Below are 25943 nucleotides of genomic sequence, written 5' to 3'. Positions count from 1 at the left end.
TTTTTAGTTGAAAAAAGAGAGGACTTTACTCTTGCATAGTAATTAGAAACTGTTTCTTCACTTATAGGTGAGATTTAAAGGCACTTTCCAAGTTGGGAAGTGCTCTTTTGTATAGATGAGTTAAAAATTTTCATAAATAGTTAAAAAATAAAGTCGAACAGTACTTATTGCTATAGTAGACAAAGAGAGTACTGTTCGAACTGTTGTTGAAACTAAATAATTTTATACTGAGCAAACTTATTTAGTACGTGTAATTGTTAGAGAATCTCTCCATTTGATTGAATTACTTTTTTATACCAATAAAAACTTTCTTTTTTCAGACGGTTAAATGTGCCAATACCATTATCATCTGCCTCAACATAAATAAATCCATAACGCTTTTTCATTTCTCCAGAAGAAGCACTTATGATATCACATGCTGCCCAAGCAGTATATCCAAATAAATCTACACCATCTTCTTCGATTGCTAGTTTTATAGCTTTTATATGATCGGATAGATACTGTATACGATAAGTATCTTTTATTTTGCCATTATCATTAATTGTATCTACTGCTCCTAAGCCGTTTTCTACAATAATCATTGGTTTTTGATAACGATCATAAACCTCATTTAAAGTAATTCGCAAACCTAAAGGATCAATTGGCCAGCCCCATTCACTTGTCTTAAGATACGGGTTTTTGGCAGTGGCAAATAAATTGCCATCCGTCAATTCTGCGTCACTATTTTTATTTGCAATACATCGACTATTGTAATAAGAAAACGAGATAAAATCGACAGGATATTTAGAAAGGATTTGTTCATCGTTTTCCTCCATTACTATAGTTATTCCTTTATGTTGGAATGTTTTTAAGGCATAATTAGGATATTTTCCTCGCGACTGAATATCAACAAAGAAATAATTTTCTTGATTTACTTTCAAAGCTTCCCAAACATCTTTTGGATCACAACTGTATGGATAGGCACTTCCTGCGGCAAACATACAGCCAATTTTATTGTTAGGATTAATTTCTTTTGCCATTTTTGTGGCAAGAGAACTAGCGATAAGTTCATGATGTGCAGCCTGATATTTAATTTGTTCTTCATTGTCTTCAGCATTAAAAGTAATTCCGGCAGCCATAAAAGGAGCATGAAGTATCATATTAATTTCGTTAAAGGTCAACCAATATTCCACGTACTCTTTGTAATACTCAAACAAAATCTTGCAAAGTTTTAAGTAATAATCAATCATTTTTCGACTTTTCCAAGCCCCAATTTTTTTAACTAGGTATAAAGGAACATCAAAATGAGAGATTGTTACAATGGGTTGAATATTAAATTTTTTACATTCTTTAAATATATTTTCGTAAAATTTCAAACCGGCTTCATTGGGTTTAAGTTCATCTCCATTAGGAAAAATTCGTGTCCAAGAAATACTTAATCGGTAGGCCTTAAAACCCATTTCAGAAAATAAAGCTATATCTTCTTGATAACGATGATAAAAATCAACGGCTTTATGTGTGGGGTAGTATAAATGATTATCAATTGAGAAACTATTTAAGTACCCTTGAATGATGTCAGAACGAGTGTTACCTGAAGGAACGATATCCATAGAAGATAACCCTTTACCATCTAGATTATAGCCACCTTCATATTGATTCGCTGAAGTAGCTCCACCCCATAAAAAATCATTCCTTATTGTCATTTAAAACACTCCCTACATAAATTAATTATGAAACAGTTATTGTTAATAATAAGTCGCCTCCTTCTATAGATTGAACACTTTCTTTTACTACGCTAAGATAAGAGGCTGTATTTGTGACTACGACAGGTGTTGTAATTGAATAACCAGCTTTTTGTATTTTTTCAATATCGAATTCTAATAATTTTTGTCCCTGAATAACGTTGTCGCCTTGTTTAACGAAGGCGTTAAAGCCCTCTCCGTCTAATTGCACCGTATCTAAGCCAACATGAATTAATAATTCGACGCCATCATTACTAGTAATTCCAATCGCATGTAATGTCGGAAATAGCGTAGTGATAATCCCATCTACTGGAGCTACAACTAATCCTTCACTTGGAATAATGCCAACCCCTTTACCCAAAATCTCCATTGCAAAGGCTTCATCTGCAACTTCTGATAATGGGATGATTTCTCCTTTAATTGGACTAAATACAGAAAGTTTATGTGTTTTTTGCTTTATTTTTGTCAGATTGGAATTCGTAGTTACATCACTAATACGATTATTTATTGGTTGAACAGTTGGCTCGTTATAGAAAATCATCGTTAATACAAATCCAACAACCATAGAAATAATAATTCCTACTAGAGCTACAATAATATTACCCATTGATCCATCTGGATTCATCATATTAGGTAATTCAAAAATACCCATTCCACCCATAATAAATTTTCTGAAGTTAAAGTAACCATAAAAAGCGCCCCCAATTCCACCTGCAATACAACTAATGATGAATGGTTTTTTTAATGGAAGTAACATACCGTAAATAGCGGGTTCGGTAACGCCGAAAATGCCTGATATGAAGTTAGGGATAGCCATTTGTTTTAATTTTTTATCTTTCGTTTTAAAGAAAATTCCTAAAACAACTGCTGATGTTGCGAATGTGCATGCAAAGAAAGGCATCATTACGTTATCATAGCCTAAAGTCATCACATTATTAATATAAACTGGAATGAATCCCCAATGCATACCAAAAATAACAAGAATTTGCCATGTTGCACCAACAATTGCTCCAGCAAGTAAAGGGCTAAAGCTTCTTATTGCCAGAGTGAATTCTGAAATCAAAGTGGAGCCAAATGTTGCAATAGGACCAAGGAACAGAATTGCGATAGGTAATGCAATCAATAATGTTAACATTGGAACGAAGAAAAATTTCACTAAATCGGGTACAAATTTATTAAATAATTTTTCACATTTTGCAGCGAACCAAACGGCTAAAATCACAGGAATAACAGTACCTGTATAATCAATTGAAATAATAGGAAGTCCAAAGAAATCAACATACACTGGTGAAGCAAACATAGTATTATTTAAAACCGTATATAGTGGTTCAGCCCCCGCAGAAAGTGCACTTGCTTGAATTCCTGGATAACACATTGCAGCGCCCATTGCTAAGCCTAACATTGGCTTTAATCCGAATTTTTTTGCAGCAGTGTATCCTAAGAATAATGGTAAAAATGTAAATAATGCATCTCCAGCAGCATTTATAATTAAATAACCACCACTTGTATCACTGTATAAACCTAATGTCACAAACAATGTATTAAAACCTTTAAGCATTCCACAAGCTGCCATAATACTTAATATTGGTTGAAAAATACCTGATACAACAGCAATCACTCTATCTAGCCATTTTCCATTTTCAGGTGTAGTCTCTGGTTGCTGCGTATCTTTAAGATTTAGTAATTTGATTACTTCTTCGTAGACTTCAGGGACATGATTCCCAATAACCACTTGGTATTGTCCACCACTTTTCATTACGGTAACCACACCGTCCATCGCTTTCAAAATATCATCATTTGCTTTGTGTTCATCTTTGAGTGTAAATCGTAGTCTGGTGATACAATGGATTAAACCAGTAACATTTTCTTTACCACCAACATTTTCTACAATCATATTCGCCAACTCATAATACTTACCCATGTTGAAACCTCCTATATATATGTGTAAGCGTAGTCTAGCATATCCATTTTTGGTCGACAACGCTTACAAAAAAGGAAGTTCCATCGTTTCAAAAATAACAAAAAATTTGACTATGTTTCTGAAACAAAAGTCCAAATTTATTCTTTTTCATTCAAAACGCTGTCATAATTTTTATTTAACAGTAAGGATTCGTATTGTAACATTTCAATTGAAGATTTAACATGCGCATCATAATTATTAGCAAGAATGATGGAAAAGAAAATATCTAATATATAATTTGTTGCGGTAAATGAAGTAATAATATCTAGGCTCAATAATGAATCTCTGTTAGGAATCTCAATTAATTCGTCACACCATTGTTGAATATCTTCATGATGTGGTCCTACTATGCCTACAATATAATTATTTGTCGATTGCTTTAAGTATTCAGCAATTCGAGTTACTGTTCTATTTGCACCAGTAAAACTAATCAAAAAAGAAATTGTTTTCTTTTCTTTCTTAGCAGATAAAGCATGCGCATTAATACTTTCATAAGCCGAACAGTCGATTCCTAAAGTAGAAAATTTAAAGGCTGCAGATTGAGCTAACATGTAGCTAATACCTGTACCATAAATGTTGATGCAATCTAAATTTTTCAAAGAGTTATTAATCCGATTCATACAATTTTTATCAAGAGACAATCTCGTGTTAGTTATTGCTTTATCATAGAGAAGAGGCAATGTTTGCATGATGTCCATATAACTACTAGCATTAGTAATAGGTTCATTAGCCAGCAAACGATTAATGCGATTATTTTGATTGATTTCAGCTACTAATTTTAGTCGGAATTCTTGGTACCCATGTAAACCTAATTTTTGACATAAACGAACTACTGTTGCTTTGCTTGTATAAGCAGATTTAGCTAATTGCTCAGATGTCATATTACTAACTTCATCAATATTGTCTAAGATAAAATGTGCAACATCCTTTTCATGATTGGTAAAATGTTCTTCATTTCTAAGCTGTTCAATTAACATTTTTTACCCTCCTCAGTAATAACTATGGCTAACATGACTACCTAGAATGAGTAGTCAATCCAATTTCTTAATACTATATTTTATATTTGAAATAAGTCAAATTTAGAACAACTACGCAATCAAAATTTAGGTGAAGCCGTTATTTCAACCCGAATAAAAAAACGACGAATACATCGTCGTTTCATAAGATAAATAATTGTTTAAGAGGATTCTTTGCGTTTATAATCCATATATCCAAAAGCAAAAGCTTCAATTAAAACAAAAAACGAAGAGGCTGTCTGTAGCCACCAATCTTTAGGTAAGGGACTGCGACTAGTTGTAGCATACAAGTTAAAATCTGATTTTCCAGATAACCAATTATTCTGTAAACTGGTAATTGAGACAATTTTGCTTTTAACAAGTTCTAATTGATGAATGATAGATTCTAACCGATTATTTTCTCCAGATAATGATAAAACAAAAACGATATCTTTTTCAGTTAGTCTCTCAAGGATTCTTCTGAACTCGTTGGAGCTACCATTTCCAGGAATGATTTGCAGAGGTTTACCAATCAAAAGAAATAATCGTTGTAATTCTGCTGCCTGATTTTTTTGTGTAATCCCTGTTGTAATGACGTAGATATTATCTACAGAATCAATAATTTGATAAATTGGGAGCCAGTTGCGGTCTTTCAAGATGTTTAATAAACGTTCTATGTCTTTAATTACTTGATTAGTAAAAGTTATTTGCTCATCAAAACGTTCTTCATGATCTTGCCATTTAATGAAATTTCTAAGTTCGGTGAATCCAGTAAACCCTAATTTCTGTGAAAAGCGTATAACTGAAGACTTTGAGGATAAACTATTTCTAGCAAATTCAAGTGTACTCATAGTGGGAATTATATCGATATTTTCCATGATATAATTACACATTAATAACTCTGTTTCGTTTAAATCAGCATAATGTTCGTTTACTAAATCTGTAAAGCGCATAATAGTACTCATCCTATCTCAAATAAAATTCTTATAGTATCTTATCCATTTTTATAACATACTTTCAGATAGAAGACTATTAACTTAATGTTGGCCACCACTCTTGATTTGCTTCAATTAGCTCATCTAAAATTTGTTTTGCGACTTTAGCTGAAGGAACTGTTTTTGATAGAGTCAATGCTTGCCATAATTTTTGATAAGATTTTTGTTCATAAGCATCTACTACTAATTTTTCAACTGCTACTTGTTGTTCAATCATTCCTTTTTGGAAATGAGGAATTTTACCCATACATAGTGGTTCATAACCACGTTTACTTACAATACAAGGCACTTCAACCATCGCATCATCATCTAAATTAGCAATTGCTCCGTCATTTTTTACAATTAATAGCATACGTTCGTAGGTATTGTAAGCTAATGCTGCTGCTAAATGTACAATAAACTCTGCATGTTCGCCAGCTTCAATAGTAGTATCTTTTGCTGATTGATTGTCTGCGACCCTCTTGCATTCAGCAAATACATTTTTTTCACGATTATCCATTACTTCATTTGCCCGAGTATAATCAGGATTGGCATGAGAAACTACATAATCGGAGTATAAGTAGTATTTTAAGTACGTATTAGGTACAGTTTCAGGATCAATTGCATAAACATCTTTTGCTTTTTGGAAAGTGTCCATCCAGCTGGCTTCTTCAAGTAAAGGATTACCTTCTTCAGCAGCAGAAGCATACCCATATTTTTGTACATGCTCTTTTAATCTTGGCATTAAATCATTGCCCTCTTTGTCATACATTTCAGTCCACCAGCCGAAATGATTTAATCCATAATATCGGTCAACAATTTCAAGTTCACTATCGAGCCCAAGAATATCAGCGATTGATTTCTTAATAGCTACAGGCATATCACAAATATTAATGATTTTCGCATTAGGTCGCATACGACGTGTTGCTTCAGCAACGATTGCAGCTGGATTTGAATAGTTTAACATCCAAGCATTTGGGGAATATTTTTCCATATAGTCAATCAGCTCAATGACTCCCGGAATAGAACGCATTCCATAGGCCATTCCACCAGGTCCACAAGTTTCTTGTCCTACAACACCATATTTTAAAGGAATTTTTTCATCTTTTTCTCGCATACTTAATCCACCTACTCGGATATGAGCCATGACAAAATCAATATCTGTAAATGCTTCTTCGGGATCGGTTGTTGCAATAAATTCAATTTCTGGGGCTCTTTCTTTTACAATCACTTCGCAAGCTTTGGCAACAATCTCCTGACGTTTCTGATCATTATCGTAAAACTTCAATGTGCGTAAAGGGAATTTATCTTGATTTTCAATTAACATCATAACAATTCCCGCAGTATAAGTACTTCCGCCTCCTGCGATAACGACTGATTGTTTTTTTCTTTCCATATTTAATCCACTCCTTGATTCATATTATTCTGTAATTCCTAAGACATCGCATACTTCTTCTTTGAAAGTTTGTACACCCATACCAATAACAACTTGAATATTTTTTCCATTTTCAACGATCCCTTTTTGTTGAGAAACTTTTTCTAATATCCCTTTTTCAACTTTGTTTTCGTCTTTTACAGTAACTCTTAATCTTGTAAAACAATTTGTTACATGTTCAATGTTATTTGGACCACCTAATCCATCAATGACTAAAGCAACGTCATTAGAATTTAACAATTCTGATTGACTATTTTCTTCTACTTCTGAGGTAGTTATAACATTATCCTCAGCGGCTAATTCTAAATTCTCTCTGCCAGGAGTTTTAATATCTAATTTTCTAATCAAGAAAACAAAGATTACGAACCAAATGACACTCATAATAATTCCTACGATAATCACAATATAAAACTTGGTTACACTTGGACTAAATGCTGAATTTGATACAATGGTGTCTATCAATCCATAGAGCATATATGTCCTTGCGCCTAATGCCCATAAAAGTGTTTCTGAGATAGCAGTTAATACGCTATGAACGAACCATAGTAGAGGCGAAACAAATAAGAAGGAGAAATCTAAAGGTTCGGTGATACCTGCTACAGATGCAACAAACATTGAAGGTAAAACCATCCCTTTTACTTCATCTTTTCTTTCTTTTTTCGCACAGTAGATGATTGCTAAAGCAACTGCAATCGAACCAAATATTTTTACAAAACCGAATGTTGCAAATCTTAAAGAGGGGTCTAAGGTAGTAATTGTGCTAGCATTAGCCATTTGCGCATAAAAAATGTTTGCTGCACCGCTATACACTTGCCCATTGATTTCTGCTGTACCGCCAAGTGCGGTAAAACAAAACGGCATCCATAATAGGTGATGAAGACCAGTAGGGATTAAGAAGCGATTTCCGAATGAGTACACGAATACGCCAATTAACCCTGTTGTTAAAATAAAGCCAGATAGTGATGAAATCAATCCATTGACAATTGGCCAAATATAACACATTGTTACTGCTAAAATTAAAATGACAGGAATAAGTAACATGAACGTAAAGCGAGATTCACCATAAATACTTAAGAAATCAACAAATTTTTTATCTGAAAATTTATTGTGGAAGTAACCAACTATACAACCAATAATCATTCCTAAAAATACATTCATATCAACAACTTGAAAACCTAAAACCATTCCTTGCCCTGTCCCAAACAATCCCATTTCTCCTGGATTAGCGATTTGATTCGTTAGAATTAACCATGCATTATTCGCTGCTAGAAAAAAAAGAAATGAAATCAAAGCGATGAGGGAGGCTTCAACCTTTTTCTTGTTAGCTAAAGAAGAAGCGATACCTATACAAAAAATTAATGATAAATTATTCAACATGCTATCCATCATGGTTTTTATCAATGTGCCAAATGTTTGTAGAAAACTAGGCATAAATTGAAGCTGTAAAATAACTGAAAAAGCTAAGAATAAACCCATAACAGCCATGAATTTTACAGGAACGATAACAGATCGAGAAAATTTTTGCATTGCTTGACTAACATTTTCTTTCATCAAAACAACCTCCTTATTTACATTTTTTAGATACGTATCTAAAAAGTAATCTATCATTTTAGTAAATCGCTTACAATGCATCGGATAGAGTATGGACTTAAGTCCATACTCTGAAACCAAATTGATGTAACGAACTTGAATTACTAGCAAGAGTTTGGTTTCAAATGGTGGACTTAAGATTGTCTTTGTGAGCTGTCGTATGGCGAAATAGATCCATTTAAGATAGGATATCTGGTGGGGAAATTCAATTTGTAAAACCATTTTTTTATTTATAATAACTAAAATTACTTTTTTCATCGATACTGTCATGGTTTAGGTATCGCTTGAAAGATGATCATTTTATTCTATCGTGTACTTAATAAGTTTTTCTTTCATTCTGTCAGGGTAAATTCTATAATGAATATTAGTTATAATTATCAGAATATTTTTTCTTTTCTCGTTTTTTGGTTGAAAACGAGAAGTAAAAAGACAGGTGGGCTATATGAAAAAAATTGCAGTAATTGGGAGTAGTGGTGGAAATTTACGTTCACAAGGTGGGGCTGATCCACAAAAAATGATGGCCGAAATTTTTGCTCAAGCAAAGGCGGCAGGTATTGAAGTTTCTGCTATTCAGTTTATTTTAACAGAAGGTAGTATGGACAAAATTTCTATGGATATGGCTGCCGCTTTGTTTAGCCTTGATGAAGTAGGACAATTAATCAGTGGCAAGCAGCAAAAACTATCAGAAATTAATGAGCAAGCTAAAATGACGGATCAACAGTTAGCGCAACGAATCTTAAATGGAGAAATTGATGGGTTGATGCTTTTGAGTTGTGATCCTAAAGGTGTCAATAATCAAGCATTATCTGCTGCGGCAACAATGAAAATTCCTGTAGCAGGTACGGGAGGAACCTCCATGGCGGAGACGGCTAGCTTAGGCGTACGAATTATTGCGCAATCAGGAACAACGGGTACTACGAATCGTACACGAGCTATTTCAGCCATTTCAGCTTTTGCAAAAGAATGGCAGTTAAAATATACGCCGGTCATTGGGAGTGCAGGCAATCAACAACTTGAAACGAATGTGTTTAAACGGATTAGCTTGCGGGGAATTATGATGGCGGCAATGCCGGGTTTTATTGGAATGGCGTTGAGTCTAGCTTTAAGTAAACTACCTGGTCTTTCTGGACTAGAAGATATTTTCACAACATTAGTTGGCTTTTTACCGGTCATTGTCGCAACCATTGCAGCCAAACAAATTTCAGGAATGGATGAAGTCGGAATTGTTGCGGGCGTCTTAGCTGGCGCGTTAGCAGTCGATGGCGGAATTATTGGTGGGATGGCTGTCGGGATTCTTGCGGGGATTTTAGTGTATTATATCAGTAATTTTTGTTTTAAACATGGCGTACCCGGGACGACCATTAATATTGCTGCCGGTGGACTTGCGGGATTATTGGCTGGTTTAGTTGGGAAATATCTATTATCGCCAATAGCATTAACGCTTGGAAATGGGATTAAACAGGCGATTGATGCTGTCTTAGCGTTTAATCCAATTTTAGCTGGCACTGTTGCTGGGGCACTTATTTGGTTTGCAATTATTGGTGGGGTTTATCATGCAGCAATTTTACCAATTGTTCTATTAGAAATGGAAGCAACCGGTTTTAGCTTTTTAGGAGCAATTGATATGGTTTGTTTAGTGATTGTTTGTGCTGGCATTCAGTTAGCTTACATTATCAAACCAAGAAATGCAGGCGATCGTCCAACGGCAATCGCTAATATTTTTATTAATCTCTTGTTTGGTACATTTGTGGAAGCCGCCTATCCATTTATGTTTTCGAATAAAAAAGTTTTCGGAGGCACTATTTTAGCAGCAACCTTAGCAGGCACTCTTGTCGGGCTTTTGAACGTTCGCACAACAGCCTATGTTCCGGCATTCATGGCTCCGTTAATGTCGAATGATAACTTAGTGGCAACAGTCATTGTGATGGTCTGTGCGTTTCTTATGGCTTGTGTGTTTACTTTGTTGGCGAATGTTGGTGGGAAGAAAAGTAGATAAGGTCACTAGTAGTGATGCTAGATAAAATATGGGGCTAAATAAAAATTATTTAGCTCCCGTACTTTTAATTATTTTGGAATAACTGAATTAACGCCTCTCGCCAAACAGACCGCTCATCCATCGAAAGCTGGTCTAATTCGCTATCTGCTTCCAAATTGTAGAGCATGATTTTGCCAATGTTGGTTGTTGGGTGAATAAATATTTCGGCGTAAAAACCGAGGTATTCGCCACCGTGATAATACCAGTCATCGAGTGTCATCCAGCCAAATCCATAGTGATTGTGGCAAAGGGTAAAGGCGCGTTCCCATTCAGCAGTAGACAATATTTGTTGGTTCAAGATGGCTTGTAGCCACTTCATCATATCTTCTAAAGTAGACACCATCCCACCGTCTGCTGAATCTAGTAAACCGGTTTCGAACCGTTGGCGTTTTCCATCAACCCAGCGATAACTAATTGCTTGCGAATCAAGCGAGGTGGTAGAAGTAGCAGTCATATTTAATGGCTTGAAAATTTTTTCTTCAAAATAGTGACTAAATGGTTGGCCAGTTACTTTGGTAATGATTTCTCCTAACAAGCCATAATTCGTATTGCTATAAGCAAATTTGCTTCCTGGTTGAAAATCCAAGGGGAAGACATTGAGTTTTTCTAAAATTTTTGCCAATGGGGTGCTGTCCTCATCGAGTGTTTTAGTGACGATGAAATGTGCCATTTGCTCAGAAATATCTTGTTCAGCCGATTTCTTTAAGCTTTCTTCGTAAATGACATCTGTATAATTAGGAATTCCTGACGTCATATGAATCATTTGAATGAGAGTAATGTCTTTTGCATACACATAGTTAGGATAAAATTCTGCAAGAGTCATGTTTAAATTAAGTTTATGTTCGGCTTCTAGTAGCAATAGCGTAGTCGCTGTAAATTGTTTGGTTAAAGAACCGATGCATGTTTTTGTTGTAGGTTCAAAAGGGGAGCTAGTGTCAAAATTGCTGAAACCTCTTGTATTTGTATGCAAAATCTCATCGGCAGTAACAATCCCATAAGCACCGTTATAGTTTGTTTTTTGATAAATATCATCTAATTTCATAAAAAGTTGTTGTAATTTTTTATTTTGGGACATCGTTTTCTCCATTCGTTGAACGAAAGTAACGGAGCAACAAAATTAATTTGTCATTGGATTTCACCAACCTTTGTTATTTATAAAAATAGTATCACATATTTTTCATTTTTGGTAAACGCTTTCCATTTTGTTAAGAACCTTTTTTTTAGAATAAGTAAATTTACGAAAATAATTATGAACACTTATAAAACAATATTGACAACGCTTTCTAAAAGTAGTATCTTTGTTCTAGGATAGTTATTATTGAGTTAAGCTAGACCTAAATGACCACTTTTTTGTGTTGTCGTTTAGGTCTTTTTTTATTCAATAATATTGAATCCAGAAAAGGGTGAGATGGTTGGAAATTCTACGGATTTTGAATAACAATGTAGTGGTGGCACTAAATGATGACCAAAAAGAAGTTGTTTTAATGGGAAATGGCTTAGGTTTTCAGAAAAAGCCAGGATTTCAAGTCGATAAAAGTCGTATTGAAAAAGTCTTTGAAATAAAAAATCAAGTCGAATCGATTCGTATTGAACAAATGCTTTCTGAAATTCCTGAAGATGTAATCGCCATTGCGTTTGATATTTTAAATTATGCGAAAAAAAAATTGAATAAAGAATTTAATGAAACAAGCTTTATTTCTTTTGCTGACCATTTACACACGGCTATTCAACGAGCAAAAAAAGGAATTCAAATGAAAAATTTTCTACTTTGGGATATTAAACGTTTTTTCCCAGAAGAATTAGCCATTGCTCGTAAAGGGATTCAATTTGTTAATGAAAAAATGGGTATTGAATTATCCGATGATGAGTCTGGTTTTTTAACGTTACACATTGTCAATGCCGAAATAGATTCAACTAATGAAGCCGCTATTAATCTAACTCAAATGATTGAAGAAATTTTAACGGTAATTAAATATACCTTGAAAATTAATTTTGCCGAAAATGATATTTATTTCCAACGATTTATTACACATTTACGCTTTTTCTCAGAACGGGTATTAAATGCCCGATTGGATGAAATCGAAGAAGATGCGGTAGAAAATGAATTGTTTGTGTTAATTAATAAAAAATATCCAGAAGCATTTGAAGCGACTAAGAAAGTTGTTGAATTGCTGGATACGCGTTGGCACTATCAAGCTTCTAAAGACGAACAAGTGTACATTACTATTCATATTGCACGTATTATTGAAAAAACGAAATAAGAGAACACTCTTAAAATACCAACCAATGAAAGGAGTAGAGACACCCGATGGACGGGTTAGGATCGTTACATTCAGTTGGCGAAACCTCTAGATTAAAAAACAAAAAAATTAATTTTGGAGGCAAAATATTATGGGAAAATATGAACAACTAGCAAAAAATATTGTAAGAGAAGTAGGTGGCAAAGAGAATGTCAATTCTCTTACAAACTGTATTACACGTTTGCGCTTTAAACTAAAAGATGAAAGCAAAGCTAACACAGAAGTATTAAAAAATATGGATGGTGTTGTGACAGTTATGCAATCTGGAGGACAATACCAAGTCGTTATTGGGAATCATGTGCCAGATGTACGTAAAGATGTTGATGCTGTCTTGGGTGTACTAGAACCAGAGACGAATACAGGACCAAAAGGTAATTTATTTGACCAATTTGTAGATATTATTTCAAGTATTTTCCAACCGATTTTAGCACCTTTATCGGCAGCCGGTATGTTAAAAGGGGTAGCTGCTATTCTTTCATTCGCATTAGGTGCTGAATTTGCAGCAACATCAACGTATGCAGTGTTAAATGCAATGGGCGATGGTCTATTCTTATTCTTACCAGTTTTCATTGGATATACAGCAATGACCAAATTTGGTGGTTCGCCTTTTGTGGGGATGATGATCGCATCTAGTCTCGTTTATACAGGATTTATTGATGGTTCTATTACAGGTCAATTTGCTGAAGCAGGGGGATTAAACTTTTTTGGTATTCCATTTTCAATTCCAGCAGCAGGTTATGGTTCTACGGTAATGCCAATTATCGCAGCAACGGCTTTTGCCGCTTTTCTTGAAAAACAATTGAGAAAAATTATTCCAGATGTAGTGAAATTATTCTTGGTTCCTTTCTTTACGGCACTTATCACTATTCCATTAACATTTATGGTAATTGGACCAGTTATGAATATTGCTTCTGATGCATTGGGTAATGCTTTAATTGCTGTTCAAACATTCAACCCAATTATTTACGGTGCGATTCTAGGTTTCTCTTGGCAAATCTTGGTGATGTTTGGTATGCACTGGGCATTGATTCCATTTGCCATCATTGCATTGTCTCAAGGTCAACCGACAGCGTTATTAACACCTAGTGGTAGTGTTTCATTTGCTCAAACAGGAGCTGTTTTAGCGGTAATGTTAAAAACAAAAAATCTAAAATTAAAGGAACTAAGTATTCCAGCGTTTATTTCAGGAATTTTTGGTGTGACTGAACCAGCAATTTATGGTATCACTTTACCTAAAAAGAAACCGTTTTGGGCTTCTTGTGTGGTAGGTGGGTTTACGGGAGCAGCAGCCATGGCATTAGGTGTTCAAGCGTATCAATTGGGCGGTTTAGGTATTTTCCGTTATACAGGTTCAATTTCTCCTGATGGTGATATTAAATTAGCTATTTATAGCATGATTTTAGATGCGATTGCTTTGGTAGCAGGTTTTGCTGTAGCTTGGTTAATTGGTTTTAAAGATGATGAACCAACTATTGCAATGAGTAAAGAAGAAGCAAAAAGTTCATTTAATACTCCCAAAAAGAAATTAGCGAAAGAAGATATTTTTGCACCAATCGAAGGAACGGTTTTACCATTGAATGAAGCAAAAGATGCGGCATTTGCAGAAGGAATTATGGGAAAAGGTGTCGTAATTGAACCAACCGTAGGGGAGGTCGTGGCGCCGTTTGACGGAACGGTTATGACATTATTCCCAACAAATCATGCTATTGGTCTTATCTCAGATGCTGGGATGGAGCTATTGATTCATATTGGTATTGATACTGTCCAATTGGAAGGAAAATATTTTACAGCATTTGTGAAACAGGGAGATACTGTGAAAAAAGGGGATAAATTAGTTAGCTTTGATATTCCCGAAATTGAAAAAGCAGGTTACAGTACACAAGTGCCAATTATCGTAACAAATACACCCGATTATGCAGATATCATTGAAACAGATGAGACGAAAGTGAAGCAAGGAGATTTGTTGACGACAGCGATATTAGCAAATTAAATCAAATAAACGCAGTTACCCCACATTTACTAGCAATGTAAATGTGGGGTTTTTGATGAAAAAAAGGAATGATTAGACGTGATTATTGACAATTTTACGTATTAGTGATTTAATGGTTTAAAAATATGAACCGAGGTTGGAATATGGCAGATTTTACTGAATTAAAAAAAGAATTTTCAGAAGTCAGTGATTTTTTGATTGCATTAGGTGATGAAAAAAGACAAGCAATCATTATTCGTTTATTAGAAGAAGGCGCGTGCAAAGGTGTACGTGTTTCGGAATTAACCGAAGATACTAAGTTATCTCGCCCAGCTGTTTCCCATCACTTGAAAATTCTAAAAGAGGCAAACATTGTTGATTATCATAGCGAAGGCACTAAAAATTATTATTATTTAACTCACGAAACACAAAAAATTGAAAGACTGAAAAAATTATTAGATAGTGTCACACAAATTATGGTGAAAGAGTGATTCTTATGAAAAAAGTATTGATTGTGGAAACGAATGTTACTCGTTATCAAGGAACAAAGGAACCAACTGGACTATGGTTAGGAGAAGCGACAGAATTTGTAGAAGAAATGCAAAAAGTCGGCATACAAGTCGATTATGTCAGTCCTAAAGGCGGTTTTGTACCTCTTGATCCTAGAAGCATGAAATATACAGATGAGTCTATTCTATCAATTTATGAAAGTGAAGATTTTGTTCAACGTGCATTAACTAATACTTTAAAACCCAGTCAGATTAATCCTGAAGAATATATCGCTATTTATTATACAGGTGGTCATGGTGTGATGTGGGATTTTCCGAAAGATACGCAACTTCAAAAAATTGCTTTAGCAATTTATAACAATAAGGGCTATCTGACTTCTGTGTGTCATGGAATTGCTGGTTTATTGGATATTCAAGATGAAAGAGGAAAGTACGTCATTTCTGGAAAAAACATTACAGGGTTTACGACAACTGAAGAAATAATCGCTGGGAAAAAATCAGTTGTACCATTTTTAAATCAACAAGTAGCTAAAAAACATGGAGCAAATTTTAAAAAGAAACGTTTTTATAGTGAATATGCTGTCAAAGATGGGCGGATTATCACTGGTCAAAATCCATTTTCAGTCAAAGCGGTAGCCAAACTCTTAATTAACGAATTAAAGCTAGAAAATCTTTTATAAAGATTTCCTAGCTTTTTTCAATAGCACTTATTCTTAGAATGATTTTTCCTTTAGCTTTACCAGAATGTGAGTAATTAAAAGCATCAGCAATTTCTGAGAAAGGAATGATTCTATCGATTACTGGTTTCAAGGTCTCAGCTTCAAAATAGGTTCGCAACGTTTCCAATTGTTTCCCACTTGGTTTCATAAATAGAAAATGATAGTCTGCCTGAGCAGCTTTTTCAAGTTTTGTTAAATTACGTGTCACCAAGCGAAAGGCTAGTTTTTTCCAAAGAGGAAGGTGATATTCTTCTGCAAAACGTTCATTTGGTAGTCCTGAAATACTAACAACTTTGCCACCAGGCTTAATGATTTTAAAAGCATTTTCAAGAATTTTTCCACCTTGAGTATCAAAAACATAATCATAATCATGCAACTTATCATAAAAATTCTCTGTTCGATAATCAATGATTTGATCTGCACCAAGTGATTTGACGAGTTCAAAATTTTTGGCACTCGTTGTTGTTGCAACATAGGCACCAAGCATCTTAGCAATCTGAATGGCGATTGTTCCAATACCACCAGAACCAGCTTGAATTAAAACTTTTTGGTTGGGTTTAATCTTCATAATATCATGTAAAGCTTGATAACTAGTTAATCCTACGAGTGGAATGGCAGCCGCTTCTTCAAATGTTAAATTAGCTGGTTTAATCGCAATATCGCCTTGAGCGACTGCAATATATTCTGCAAAAGTGCCAATACGATTTTTTTGAACACGGCCATAGACAGGGTCACCCACCTTAAAGTTTGTGATTGCAGCACCGACTTCGGTAATTATACCTGAAAAATCACTTCCTAAAATCAACGGCATTTCGTATTTTAGAAGCATCTTTAAGCCACCATCTTTTGTTTTTAAGTCAATTGGATTGATGCTTGCTGCAACGATTTTTATTAAAACATCATTAGCCCCAATCTTTGGCATAGGTACTTGTTCAATAGTGGGTAAATCTTGTTTATAGTGTTTAATTAATGCGGCATTCATTGTTGTTCTCAATTTGTATTCCTCCGAATTATGGTTTAATTATTTAAACCGTTTGATAAATGAATTTTAATTTATTGGTTTAAAAATGTCAACCAATGAAACTGGAATTTTAAAATAAGAACTAACCGATTCGATCCCGACCTTTGCATCTCCTCTTTATTCCTAGTATAATAACCATGTTTTCAGTCGGAAGAACCCACAAATTACAAATGGGTAGATGGAAGGAAGTATATAATGACTAATAATTTTTGGGCGGAATTACCAAAACCATTTTTTGTTTTGGCGCCAATGGAAGATGTGACGGATGTGGTTTTTCGTCATGTGGTGAAAGAAGCAGGGGCACCAGATGTCTTTTTTACGGAGTTTACGAATTCGGATAGTTATTGTCATCCAGATGGCATTCAAAGTGTACGTGGGCGGTTAGTTTTTACTGAGGACGAACAACCCATGGTGGCGCATATTTGGGGGGATAACCCAGAATTTTTCCGTCAAATGAGTATTGGTATGGCAGAGATGGGTTTCAAGGGAATTGACATCAACATGGGGTGTCCTGTACCAAATGTTGCCGATCGCGGTAAGGGAAGTGGACTGATTCGACGTCCCGAAGCGGCAGCGGAATTGATTGAGGCGGCGAAAGCAGGGGGATTGCCTGTTAGTGTAAAAACGCGAATTGGTTTTACTGAAACGGCGGAATTAGAAGGTTGGATTACGCATTTGTTGCAACAAGATATTGCCAATTTATCTGTCCATTTACGTACGCGTAAGGAAATGAGTAAAGTCGATGCACATTGGGAGATGATTCCGCAAATAGTGGAACTACGCAATCGTTTGGCACCACAAACAATGATTACGATTAATGGTGATATTCCGGACCGTCAAAAAGGACTGGCGTTAGCGGAACAATATGGCGTTGATGGCGTGATGATTGGTCGTGGAATTTTTAAAAATCCCTATGCTTTTGAAAAAGAACCAAAAGCGCATACTTCTAAAGAATTGCTGGGTTTGTTACGTCTACAACTTGATTTACAAGATCAATATGCTGAAATGGTTCCACGTTCTATCGTTGGATTACATCGCTTCTTTAAAATTTACGTGAAAGGTTTTCCTGGAGCGAGTGATTTACGAGTACGTTTAATGAATACGAAATCCACGGATGAAGTTCGCACCATTTTGGATGAATTTTTTATTTAATAAGTAAAATATGAACTGCTTTTCAGAAAAAGAAAAGCAGTTTTTTTATTTTTTCAGAAAATGCTATAAAAAAATAAGTTTTCCGCTATAATAGATATAATTCAATGAGGAGGAGCTGCTTTTCGGTTGATGGAAAGGCAAGAAGATAGTATGAAAAATAAGGGAATAGTATTTGGGATTGGCGCCTATGTTTTCTGGGGGTTCATTACGCTATATTGGAAACTGCTCACAGATGTTTCGCCGCTTGCGACGATGTGTTATCGCATTATTTGGTCATTTATTTTTATGATTGCTTTTTTAGCGCTGAGTGGTAGCTGGTCGCAATTTGTTAAAGAATTAAAACGTTTATGGGAAAATAAGAACTACTTATTTTTAATGATTTTAGCTGCACTATTGATTTCAATTAATTGGTTCACGTTTATTTTTACAGTTAGTGAAGGACATGTTATGGAAGCTAGTTTGGGCTATTACATTAATCCTTTGGTCAATGTCTTGCTGGCAACACTAGTGTTAAAAGAACAATTAAGCCGTAGTGGAAAAATTGCTTGTAGTTTGGTCGTAATTGGCGTGGTTTTACTTGCCATTCAAACAGGAAAAGTACCTTATTCTTCTCTCATTATGGCTTTTTCTTTTAGTATTTACGGATTAATTAAAAAACGTATCCCAATCAGTTCGATGACAGGATTAACGGTGGAAACGTTTGTTATGTTACCATTTTCTTTATTGTATATTTTATTCGTTTCACCAATTGGTTTTATGCATTATTCTGTTCAAACAAATCTTTTGTTAATGGGAGCAGGGGTAGTAACGGTAATTCCATTGCTATTGTTTGCGGAAGCAGCAAAGAGTACGTCTTACATTACGTTAGGATTTATTCAGTATATTAATCCCACGATTATGTTATTGTTTGCTGTTTTCTTATTTCATGAAACGTACTCTCTGGCGCAATTTACGGCGTTTGGATTTATCTGGTTAGGAATTATCGTCTTTACCTATGGAACCACTCGTACCGTAATGAAAACAAGGAAATTAGCGAAATAAGCAGAAGTAACACTATAAACTATCCGGATGATTAGAGTGAGTAGCAATTCCTCTAGCATTCGGATGGTTTGCTATTTAGGGCATTGTATCGCTTATCGTTATTCATACGTGTAACCGCTTCTCTCCAAATTATGATAAAACTACGGTACAATAGATATAATAAATTATAAAGGAGTGGGTGTGATGAGAAAGAAAAGTATTTATGTCAATTATAGTTGGGTAAGTTATCTACTAGGTGGAATGGGGGTAGTATTTTTCATTCCAGCAGTTATTATGCAAGTCGTCACCTTTAGCCCGGATAATTTTAATTTCACGTTAAATGGTGTACGACAACCATATACGGAGGAAAATTTGCGAATATTTCGTCGGATTTTCCTATTTGCTTTTGGAACACCAGCGTTGATTTTAATCATCATTGGTACCACAATTTTTATTATTCAATGGCGCAAAAAACAACGAGCGGAAGAGTTAAAGCAAAATGGAAAAATGTTGGTTTGTCAAAATTTAGAGATTGGTTACTCCTCTATCCAAATTAATCATCAGTATCAAATATTGCTGACTTGTTCATATACAGAAAAAAATGGGGATGTTTATCTCTTTAAAAGTCGCACGTTACGTTATGATCCCCGACCATACTTAAATGGGCAGGTCAATGTCTATCATGAACGAGAAAATATCAAAAATTACTTTGTAGATGTGGAAGGTAGTATGGATAATGTTTACGAGGTATAACCTTGAAACTCCCTCGGTATAAAATTATCGAGGGAGTTTTTTTGCTTATATATCAATAGTTTCTTCTGTTTTTATGCTAGGTGGTAGCTGTGGGGTTACCACGATGTTACCTAGTAACTCTTTGAAGTTTAAACTAATGGCATCATCAAAGAAAGATTTGTTTTTTACGAGATAAATTGTGCGAGTTAAGCCTAAATCAGCTAGTTTTCTACTAGCTAGCGTCTGAGAAGTTAGCTCTTCTTGAACTAATAACTCTGAAATGAAAGCAACGGTTTGTCCGTATTCCAATACTTTTTTCATTGAGGTGACAGAATCCAATTCAATACCATTTAATTCTTTGATGGGATAATCTAGCCATTGTTCCAGAATTGATTTACTCGAGCTTTGTTTTTCATGGAACAATAGTGTTTGATTCAAAATATCTGCTTTGGTAATGACTGTTTTTTTTGTAAACGGATGATTGATACCAAAAACCAATTTGAGTTGGTCAGTGCCAAGTTTTTCATAAACTAAATCAGGATGTTTTTTAGGAGAGCCAATCAGAATACCATAATCTAGTTGAAAGCTGGCGATTAATTTTTCGATTTCTGGTGAGGTATCAGAAACCACAGATAAGCGTATTTGTGGATATAAGGTTGAAAATTGATGGATAATTTCTGGTAAAAAAATTTGATTTGCGAGTCCACTGACACCTAATCGGAACAGGCCACGTGTTCCTTGCTGACTAGTTTTAGCAAAATACATAAGTTCTTCTTGCAAATTGATGATGCGTTGCGCGTAACGATACACGACTTCACCTTGTTTCGTTAGAATGAAATGCCCGGCTTTTCGATAAAACAATTGAATACCTAGTTCTTTTTCTAATGATTGAATATGAAAAGAAACTGTAGAAGGGGTAATGTCGAGTTCTTTGGCGACGGTTGCGCCTTTTTTGCGTTCACATAATTTGCAAAAAACATGTAATTTAAAGTAATTCATCGAAACATCCTTTCAAAAATTCGAATAATTGATTGTTTCTTTTAGTTTATCGTAGTTATTTTGATTTAATGTTAACAATTCGTTAACGTTAAATCAAAATTCACCAAGTATGATGATTACGAGGAGGAATAATAAATGACGATTCAATTAAAAGGTATTCGAAAACAATATGACAATAAAGTTGTTTTAGATGATATTACCTTAAATTTAACTCAAAAATTTACCACTATTCTTGGTGAATCGGGTTGTGGCAAGACAACTTTATTAAAAATAGTATCGGGATTAGTGCAACCGGATGTTGGAGAGATTCTTTTTGATCAAAAACGAATTTTTTCAAAAGAAGAAAAAATAAATGTTCGTCCTAACCAACGAGATTTGGCAATGGTTTTTCAAGATTTTGCTTTGTGGCCTCATATGACAGTATTTGATAATGTGGCTTACAGTTTATCTGGAAGTAAGTCAGATAAAGAACAGCAAGTAATGACTGCCTTACGTATGGTAAATTTAGAGGACTTTGCGAAAAGAAAGCCAAATGAGCTATCTGGCGGGCAACAACAACGAGTTTCGTTAGCTCGAGCATTGGCACCTAAGCCTAAAGTTATTTTATTTGATGAAGCATTGTCAGCACTTGATGCCGTTTTGCGTGAAAAAATGCAGACAGATATTGTGCAATTAATTAATCAAACAGATAGTCAGGCAATTTTTGTCACGCATGACCAAAACGAAGCGATGTCAATGTCAGATGAAATTATTGTCATGGAAAAAGGAAAAGTCAGCCAAATTGGAACACCTAAACAAATTTATGAAGCACCTGCCAATCATTATGTCGCTCATTTTATTGGGAAAACGAATCATTTTGAAGCAGACGTGGTGATTCGCCCAGAATCTATTCAAGTGGCACCTACAGCAAAAACAACGCTTCAGCGAACGGTTCGTGTTGTTCGAAGTCAGTTTACGGGACAACACTATATTGTACAAGGCGTAGTCGGGGAGTTTATTTGGCTATTTTATTCAGAAAAACCTTATTTTACAGATGATTTATGCGAGGTTTATTTTGAAGAACAGCATTTAATTAAAATTGGAGGATAACAAGATGAAAATGAAAAAATTAGGCGTTTTAATGTTAGGAATAGTTGCTTTAGCAGGATGTACTGGGAAAGCTTCAGAATCCAATACTGAAACTACCTCTAAAGCAAATGAAACAACTAATACAGAACAAGAAAATCTGGCAGGAAAAGAGATTACGGTTTATTCTGCTGGTCCAGATGGGCTATCGGAAAAGATGAAAGTGGCTTTTGAAGAAAAAACAGGGGTGAAGGTCAACTTATTTCAAGGAACTACTGGAAAAATCTTAGCTAAACTAGAAGCAGAAAAAGGGAAACCACTTGCGGATGTATTAGTTTTAGCTTCATTAAGCTCTATGGATAGTTTAAAACAAGCAGGCGAGCTACAAGCGTATCCAGAGGCAATTGGAAAAGATAAATTGAACGTTGACTGGACAGATGCGGATGACTTCTATTTTGGTTACAGCGCTTCTGCGTTAGGAATTACGTACAATACCAAAAATGTGACAGAAGTACCAAAAGATTGGTCAGATTTAGCAAATGAAACATGGAAAGAAACGTTCAATATGCCGGATCCATCTTTATCAGGTTCAGCTTTAGATTTTTTATATGGTTATACGTCTACGGATCAAGGTTGGGACATGCTAACGTCTTGGTTTGAAAATGGGATGCAAATTATGGGAGCGAATAAAAGCGCGCTTGATGCAGTCATTACTGGTGAAAAAAATGCCACCATTTCTGGGGTTGATTATATGGCCTATAAAGCCAAAGCAGATGGTGAACCAATCGATATTGTCTATCCTGAAAGTGGCACTGTTGTAAGTCCACGAGCTGTAGGAATTACTAAAACAGCTAAAGAAGTGTCTGCTTCACAAGCGTTTGTTGATTTTTTACTTTCAGATGAAGGGCAAAACTTAGTTGCAGACGCGTATCTATTACCTGGTAATAGTGAGATTGCGGTAAAAGATCGAGCTTCATTAGAAGAGATTCAACAAATTAAAGTGGAATGGAAAGATTCTGAAGATAAACAAGTGGAAGTGCTACAAGAGTTTGGTAGTATTTCTCAACAATAAAAGTAGGTTGTTGTATGATTGCGAATAAAAAATATTTTCTAGGCGTGTCTTTTGCGCTAGGCTTCTTCACTTTGTTGCCGATTATGGCATTGTTTCATTATGCTTTTTTTCCAGAAGGACAGTTTTCACTAACAGGCATGATACAGATTATTAGTGAAAAACAAACGTATCGTTTACTTAGTCAATCCTTAAAATTAGGTGGCTGGGTTGTTTTGGGAACGCTAGTCATTTCTTTTCCACTAGCGTTAATTACGACTAAAACGAAACTGAGAAATTATGGGTGGCTGGATATTTTATTTACCTTGCCTTTTATGACACCGCCTTATATTGGCGCAATGGGTTGGATTTTATTTATGCAAAAAAATGGCTTTTTAATGCAGTTATTTCCTAAATTATCGGGGCTTTCTGCACCATTTTTTTCACTATTTGGTATGGTAATGATTATGAGCTTGCATCTTTTTCCAACGTTCTATTTGATGCTAAAAAACAGTATGTTGACGTTGGAAGGGTCTTTTCAGGAAGCGGCAAAAATTTATGGAAAAAATAGTTTGTTTAACTGGGTTAGAATTTCATTACCGTTATTAATTCCTAGTTTTTTACTCGGTGCATTATTTATTTTTGTTAAAACATTGGCGGAGTTTGGTACGCCCGTAACTTTTGGGACACGTATTGGTTACAACGTATTCACGACGGAAATTCACACCAATCTTGCTTCTTGGCCCGTTAATATTCCAAAAGCCACCTTTCTTTCACTGGTGTTGTTTGTTTTATGTTTTGTGTTATGGCTTATCCAAGTAAAAGTGATTCAACGTTTTGTTTATGGCACTGTGTCAGGCGCAACGAAAGAATTCACGGTAACTACGAATAAATGGGTCCATGCAGTATCAATTGTTTTTGTAATTTTGCTGTTTTTATTAGCTATTGGTATTCCATATTTCTCTATTTTAATGACCTCCTTAATGACCGTTCGTGGTGATGGACTTGTGTTTAGTAATTTGAGTCTAGTGGCGTATCGTCAACTGTTTACTAATCAAAATGGTGGATTCTCTGCTTTTTTAAATAGTTTTCTATTTGCTGCTTGCACAGGGGTGATTACAGCAACGCTCGGTTTTTTTGCAGGTATTTATATCTATAAGGGAACACGTTATTCTCAAAAAGTGGTGGATTTTTTTGGATTGATTCCAAACATTGTTCCAGGAATTGTGCTCGTGGTAGGTCTAATGCTATTTTGGAATACCTCATGGTTGCCAGTTAGTTTTTATAATACAAAAGCGATGGCAGTCATCACTTACTGTACGCTATTTTTGCCATATGCTATTCAGTATGTCAAAAATAATATGTTGCAATTAAATGAGTCTATTTTTGAAGCTACAGATGTATTCAGTCGTACGAAATTAGGAGCTTTCACGCACATTTATTTTCCATTACTCAAACGCGGTGTGCTAACAGGAATGATGATGACTTTTATTATTTCAATGCGTGAGTTAGTAGGATCATTATTAATCTTACCACCATCTGTCGAAACAAGTGCGACCTTTATTTATCGTCAGTTTGAACAAGGCAACGTCAACACTGGGATGGCGATGGCGGTCGTAACAATTATTATTACGTGCATTTTTGTTATTGCGATTGAAAAAAGTAAAAAATAGGAGGAATGGACCATTAATATCGAGATATTAGGGGGCTGTGGAGAATATGGGAGAAATTGTTTTTACATTGAAATTAATCAGCAAGCCATTCTCTTCGATTGCGGCATCATGAATGATGACAGTCAACGCTTACCACATTTAGAAAAACGCCACGTAGAGAAATTACAAGCAGTCTTTATTTCTCATTTGCACCAAGATCATGTGGGGGCGCTGTCTTTATTAGTTGCCTATGATTATCAAGGGCCAGTCATCTTATCCGAAATAACAGCTGATTGGTTATCTTCGGAATTACCTTTAAATTTTTGTCCGTTTGAGTTGTCGCAAGCCGCTTCATGGCAAACAGTGACAGAAGCGTTGCAATTTTTATGGGGAAATTCAGGTCACGTGATTGGTAGTGTATGGTATAGCGTAGTTTTTCATCACAAACATATTTTCTTTTCGGGAGATGTTTCATTAACTTCGCCATTATATCCGATTGATTTTCCTCCACGTCTAACCTATGATGTTGCATTTATTGACAGTGGCAATGCTGGTCAACAAATTAGTAATTTGAATAGCAAAGAAACCATGCGACAAATCATCGAACAAGGAGCGTTTGATCGATTTAAAATCGAAAGCAAATTTACATCAAAATGCTTAGAAATCTTAATTTATTTCTATCAAACAACGACAATCCCACTTTTGGTAGATCAGGTGATTTACCAGTGGTTGCAATTTCATTGGAAACATCGAGCGAATCTTTTGTTAAAAGCTAGAAATGAACTCCAAGATTTGTTAGCAAGTCCTCGACTTAAACGTATAGCAACGAATGACGAGAAAGGGGGTGTTTATTTCGTATCTAACGAACAATTTGCGTTAAGGAAAATGAATGAGCACTTAAATCATCTTCCTTTTAAAAACCATTTAGATACAAATGAGATTTATTATTTCAGTAACTACCTTGGTGCCAGACAAACGATTTATTTTCACAGCCAAGCATGTACACCGCAAACGACCTTGTCAGAAATTATCAAGTTAAATCAATAA

At 35.1% G+C, this 25943-nt stretch carries 21 protein-coding genes; 12 read left to right on the top strand and 9 right to left on the bottom strand.

From position 1 onward, the window contains the following. Window positions 1–257 precede the first annotated feature (257 nt). The 6 genes from DOK78_RS01525 to DOK78_RS01500 form a co-directional block, all read right to left on the bottom strand. Window positions 258–1682 (bottom strand): 6-phospho-beta-glucosidase, encoded by a 1425-nt coding sequence (locus tag DOK78_RS01525; protein WP_207941535.1) that lies wholly within the window; start codon window positions 1680–1682, stop codon window positions 258–260. A gap of 25 nt (window positions 1683–1707) precedes the next feature. Next, window positions 1708–3642: a beta-glucoside-specific PTS transporter subunit IIABC gene (locus DOK78_RS01520; protein ID WP_207941534.1), complete on the bottom strand. Its 1935-nt coding sequence runs from the start codon at window positions 3640–3642 to the stop codon at window positions 1708–1710. A gap of 137 nt (window positions 3643–3779) precedes the next feature. After that, entirely contained in the window at window positions 3780–4658 is an 879-nt protein-coding gene (locus DOK78_RS01515; protein ID WP_207941533.1) for a MurR/RpiR family transcriptional regulator, read from the bottom strand. A 200-nt stretch (window positions 4659–4858) separates the two neighbouring features. Beyond that, window positions 4859–5629, bottom strand: a complete 771-nt coding sequence (locus DOK78_RS01510) for a MurR/RpiR family transcriptional regulator (RefSeq protein WP_138471301.1) — start codon at window positions 5627–5629, stop codon at window positions 4859–4861. 79 nt (window positions 5630–5708) lie between these two features. Beyond that, entirely contained in the window at window positions 5709–7046 is a 1338-nt protein-coding gene (locus DOK78_RS01505; protein ID WP_071408921.1) for a 6-phospho-alpha-glucosidase, read from the bottom strand. Between the two features lie 24 nt (window positions 7047–7070). After that, window positions 7071–8636 carry a PTS transporter subunit EIIC gene (locus tag DOK78_RS01500; RefSeq protein WP_138471299.1) on the bottom strand — a complete coding sequence of 522 codons (1566 nt, stop codon included), beginning with the start codon at window positions 8634–8636 and terminating at the stop codon, window positions 7071–7073. Between the two features lie 481 nt (window positions 8637–9117). On the opposite strand from DOK78_RS01500, the gene DOK78_RS01495 reads away from it, so the two are divergent. Beyond that, the gene (locus DOK78_RS01495; protein WP_207941532.1) at window positions 9118–10671 is read left to right on the top strand and encodes a PTS sugar transporter; all 1554 of its coding nucleotides are present in this window, start codon (window positions 9118–9120) and stop codon (window positions 10669–10671) included. Between the two features lie 64 nt (window positions 10672–10735). Here DOK78_RS01495 and DOK78_RS01490 read toward each other — a convergent pair whose 3' ends face one another. After that, entirely contained in the window at window positions 10736–11785 is a 1050-nt protein-coding gene (locus DOK78_RS01490; protein WP_207941531.1) for a serine hydrolase domain-containing protein, read from the bottom strand. Between the two features lie 337 nt (window positions 11786–12122). On the opposite strand from DOK78_RS01490, the gene licT reads away from it, so the two are divergent. From licT to DOK78_RS01470, 4 genes are all read left to right on the top strand, one after another. Beyond that, on the top strand, window positions 12123–12971 hold the full coding sequence (gene licT, locus DOK78_RS01485) for a BglG family transcription antiterminator LicT (RefSeq protein ID WP_207941530.1): 849 nt from the start codon (window positions 12123–12125) through the stop codon (window positions 12969–12971). A gap of 130 nt (window positions 12972–13101) precedes the next feature. Continuing rightward, window positions 13102–15000 (top strand): beta-glucoside-specific PTS transporter subunit IIABC, encoded by a 1899-nt coding sequence (locus DOK78_RS01480; protein ID WP_207941529.1) that lies wholly within the window; start codon window positions 13102–13104, stop codon window positions 14998–15000. Window positions 15001–15143: 143 nt separating this feature from the next. Further along, window positions 15144–15470 carry an ArsR/SmtB family transcription factor gene (locus DOK78_RS01475; RefSeq protein WP_207941528.1) on the top strand — a complete coding sequence of 109 codons (327 nt, stop codon included), beginning with the start codon at window positions 15144–15146 and terminating at the stop codon, window positions 15468–15470. Window positions 15471–15475: 5 nt separating this feature from the next. Next, on the top strand, window positions 15476–16168 hold the full coding sequence (locus tag DOK78_RS01470; protein ID WP_207941527.1) for a type 1 glutamine amidotransferase domain-containing protein: 693 nt from the start codon (window positions 15476–15478) through the stop codon (window positions 16166–16168). Window positions 16169–16175: 7 nt separating this feature from the next. Here the strand turns inward: DOK78_RS01470 and DOK78_RS01465 are convergent, their stop codons facing one another. Then, window positions 16176–17189, bottom strand: coding sequence for an NADP-dependent oxidoreductase (locus DOK78_RS01465; RefSeq protein WP_207941576.1), 1014 nt, complete (start codon window positions 17187–17189; stop codon window positions 16176–16178). A gap of 234 nt (window positions 17190–17423) precedes the next feature. On the opposite strand from DOK78_RS01465, the gene DOK78_RS01460 reads away from it, so the two are divergent. From DOK78_RS01460 to DOK78_RS01450, 3 genes are all read left to right on the top strand, one after another. Next, window positions 17424–18380 carry a tRNA dihydrouridine synthase gene (locus tag DOK78_RS01460; protein WP_207941526.1) on the top strand — a complete coding sequence of 319 codons (957 nt, stop codon included), beginning with the start codon at window positions 17424–17426 and terminating at the stop codon, window positions 18378–18380. 150 nt (window positions 18381–18530) lie between these two features. Next, window positions 18531–19421, top strand: coding sequence for an EamA family transporter RarD (gene rarD / locus DOK78_RS01455; protein ID WP_207941575.1), 891 nt, complete (start codon window positions 18531–18533; stop codon window positions 19419–19421). Window positions 19422–19604: 183 nt separating this feature from the next. After that, window positions 19605–20153: a hypothetical protein gene (locus tag DOK78_RS01450; RefSeq protein WP_207941525.1), complete on the top strand. Its 549-nt coding sequence runs from the start codon at window positions 19605–19607 to the stop codon at window positions 20151–20153. Between the two features lie 45 nt (window positions 20154–20198). On the opposite strand, the gene DOK78_RS01445 is transcribed toward DOK78_RS01450, so the two are convergent. Beyond that, entirely contained in the window at window positions 20199–21131 is a 933-nt protein-coding gene (locus DOK78_RS01445; protein WP_207941524.1) for a LysR family transcriptional regulator, read from the bottom strand. Window positions 21132–21266: 135 nt separating this feature from the next. Between DOK78_RS01445 and DOK78_RS01440 the strand changes: the two genes are divergently transcribed. Genes DOK78_RS01440 through DOK78_RS01425 form a run of 4 tightly spaced genes read left to right on the top strand, consistent with a single transcriptional unit; the run spans window position 21267 to window position 25943 of the window. After that, the gene (locus DOK78_RS01440; protein ID WP_207941523.1) at window positions 21267–22220 is read left to right on the top strand and encodes an ABC transporter ATP-binding protein; all 954 of its coding nucleotides are present in this window, start codon (window positions 21267–21269) and stop codon (window positions 22218–22220) included. 4 nt (window positions 22221–22224) lie between these two features. Next, window positions 22225–23268 (top strand): ABC transporter substrate-binding protein, encoded by a 1044-nt coding sequence (locus DOK78_RS01435; protein WP_207941522.1) that lies wholly within the window; start codon window positions 22225–22227, stop codon window positions 23266–23268. Between the two features lie 14 nt (window positions 23269–23282). After that, on the top strand, window positions 23283–24917 hold the full coding sequence (locus tag DOK78_RS01430) for an ABC transporter permease (RefSeq protein ID WP_207941521.1): 1635 nt from the start codon (window positions 23283–23285) through the stop codon (window positions 24915–24917). Window positions 24918–24929: 12 nt separating this feature from the next. Then, a complete protein-coding gene (locus DOK78_RS01425) occupies window positions 24930–25943 on the top strand; it encodes an MBL fold metallo-hydrolase (protein WP_339076390.1) in 1014 nt (337 codons plus the stop codon).

It is taken from the genome of Enterococcus sp. DIV2402, from assembly GCF_017426705.2.
In the GTDB taxonomy this organism is placed as follows: domain Bacteria; phylum Bacillota; class Bacilli; order Lactobacillales; family Enterococcaceae; genus Enterococcus_F; species Enterococcus_F lowellii.
The sequence above is the reverse complement of the archived record's forward strand: the minus strand, read 5'-3'. Positions and strand labels throughout refer to the sequence as shown.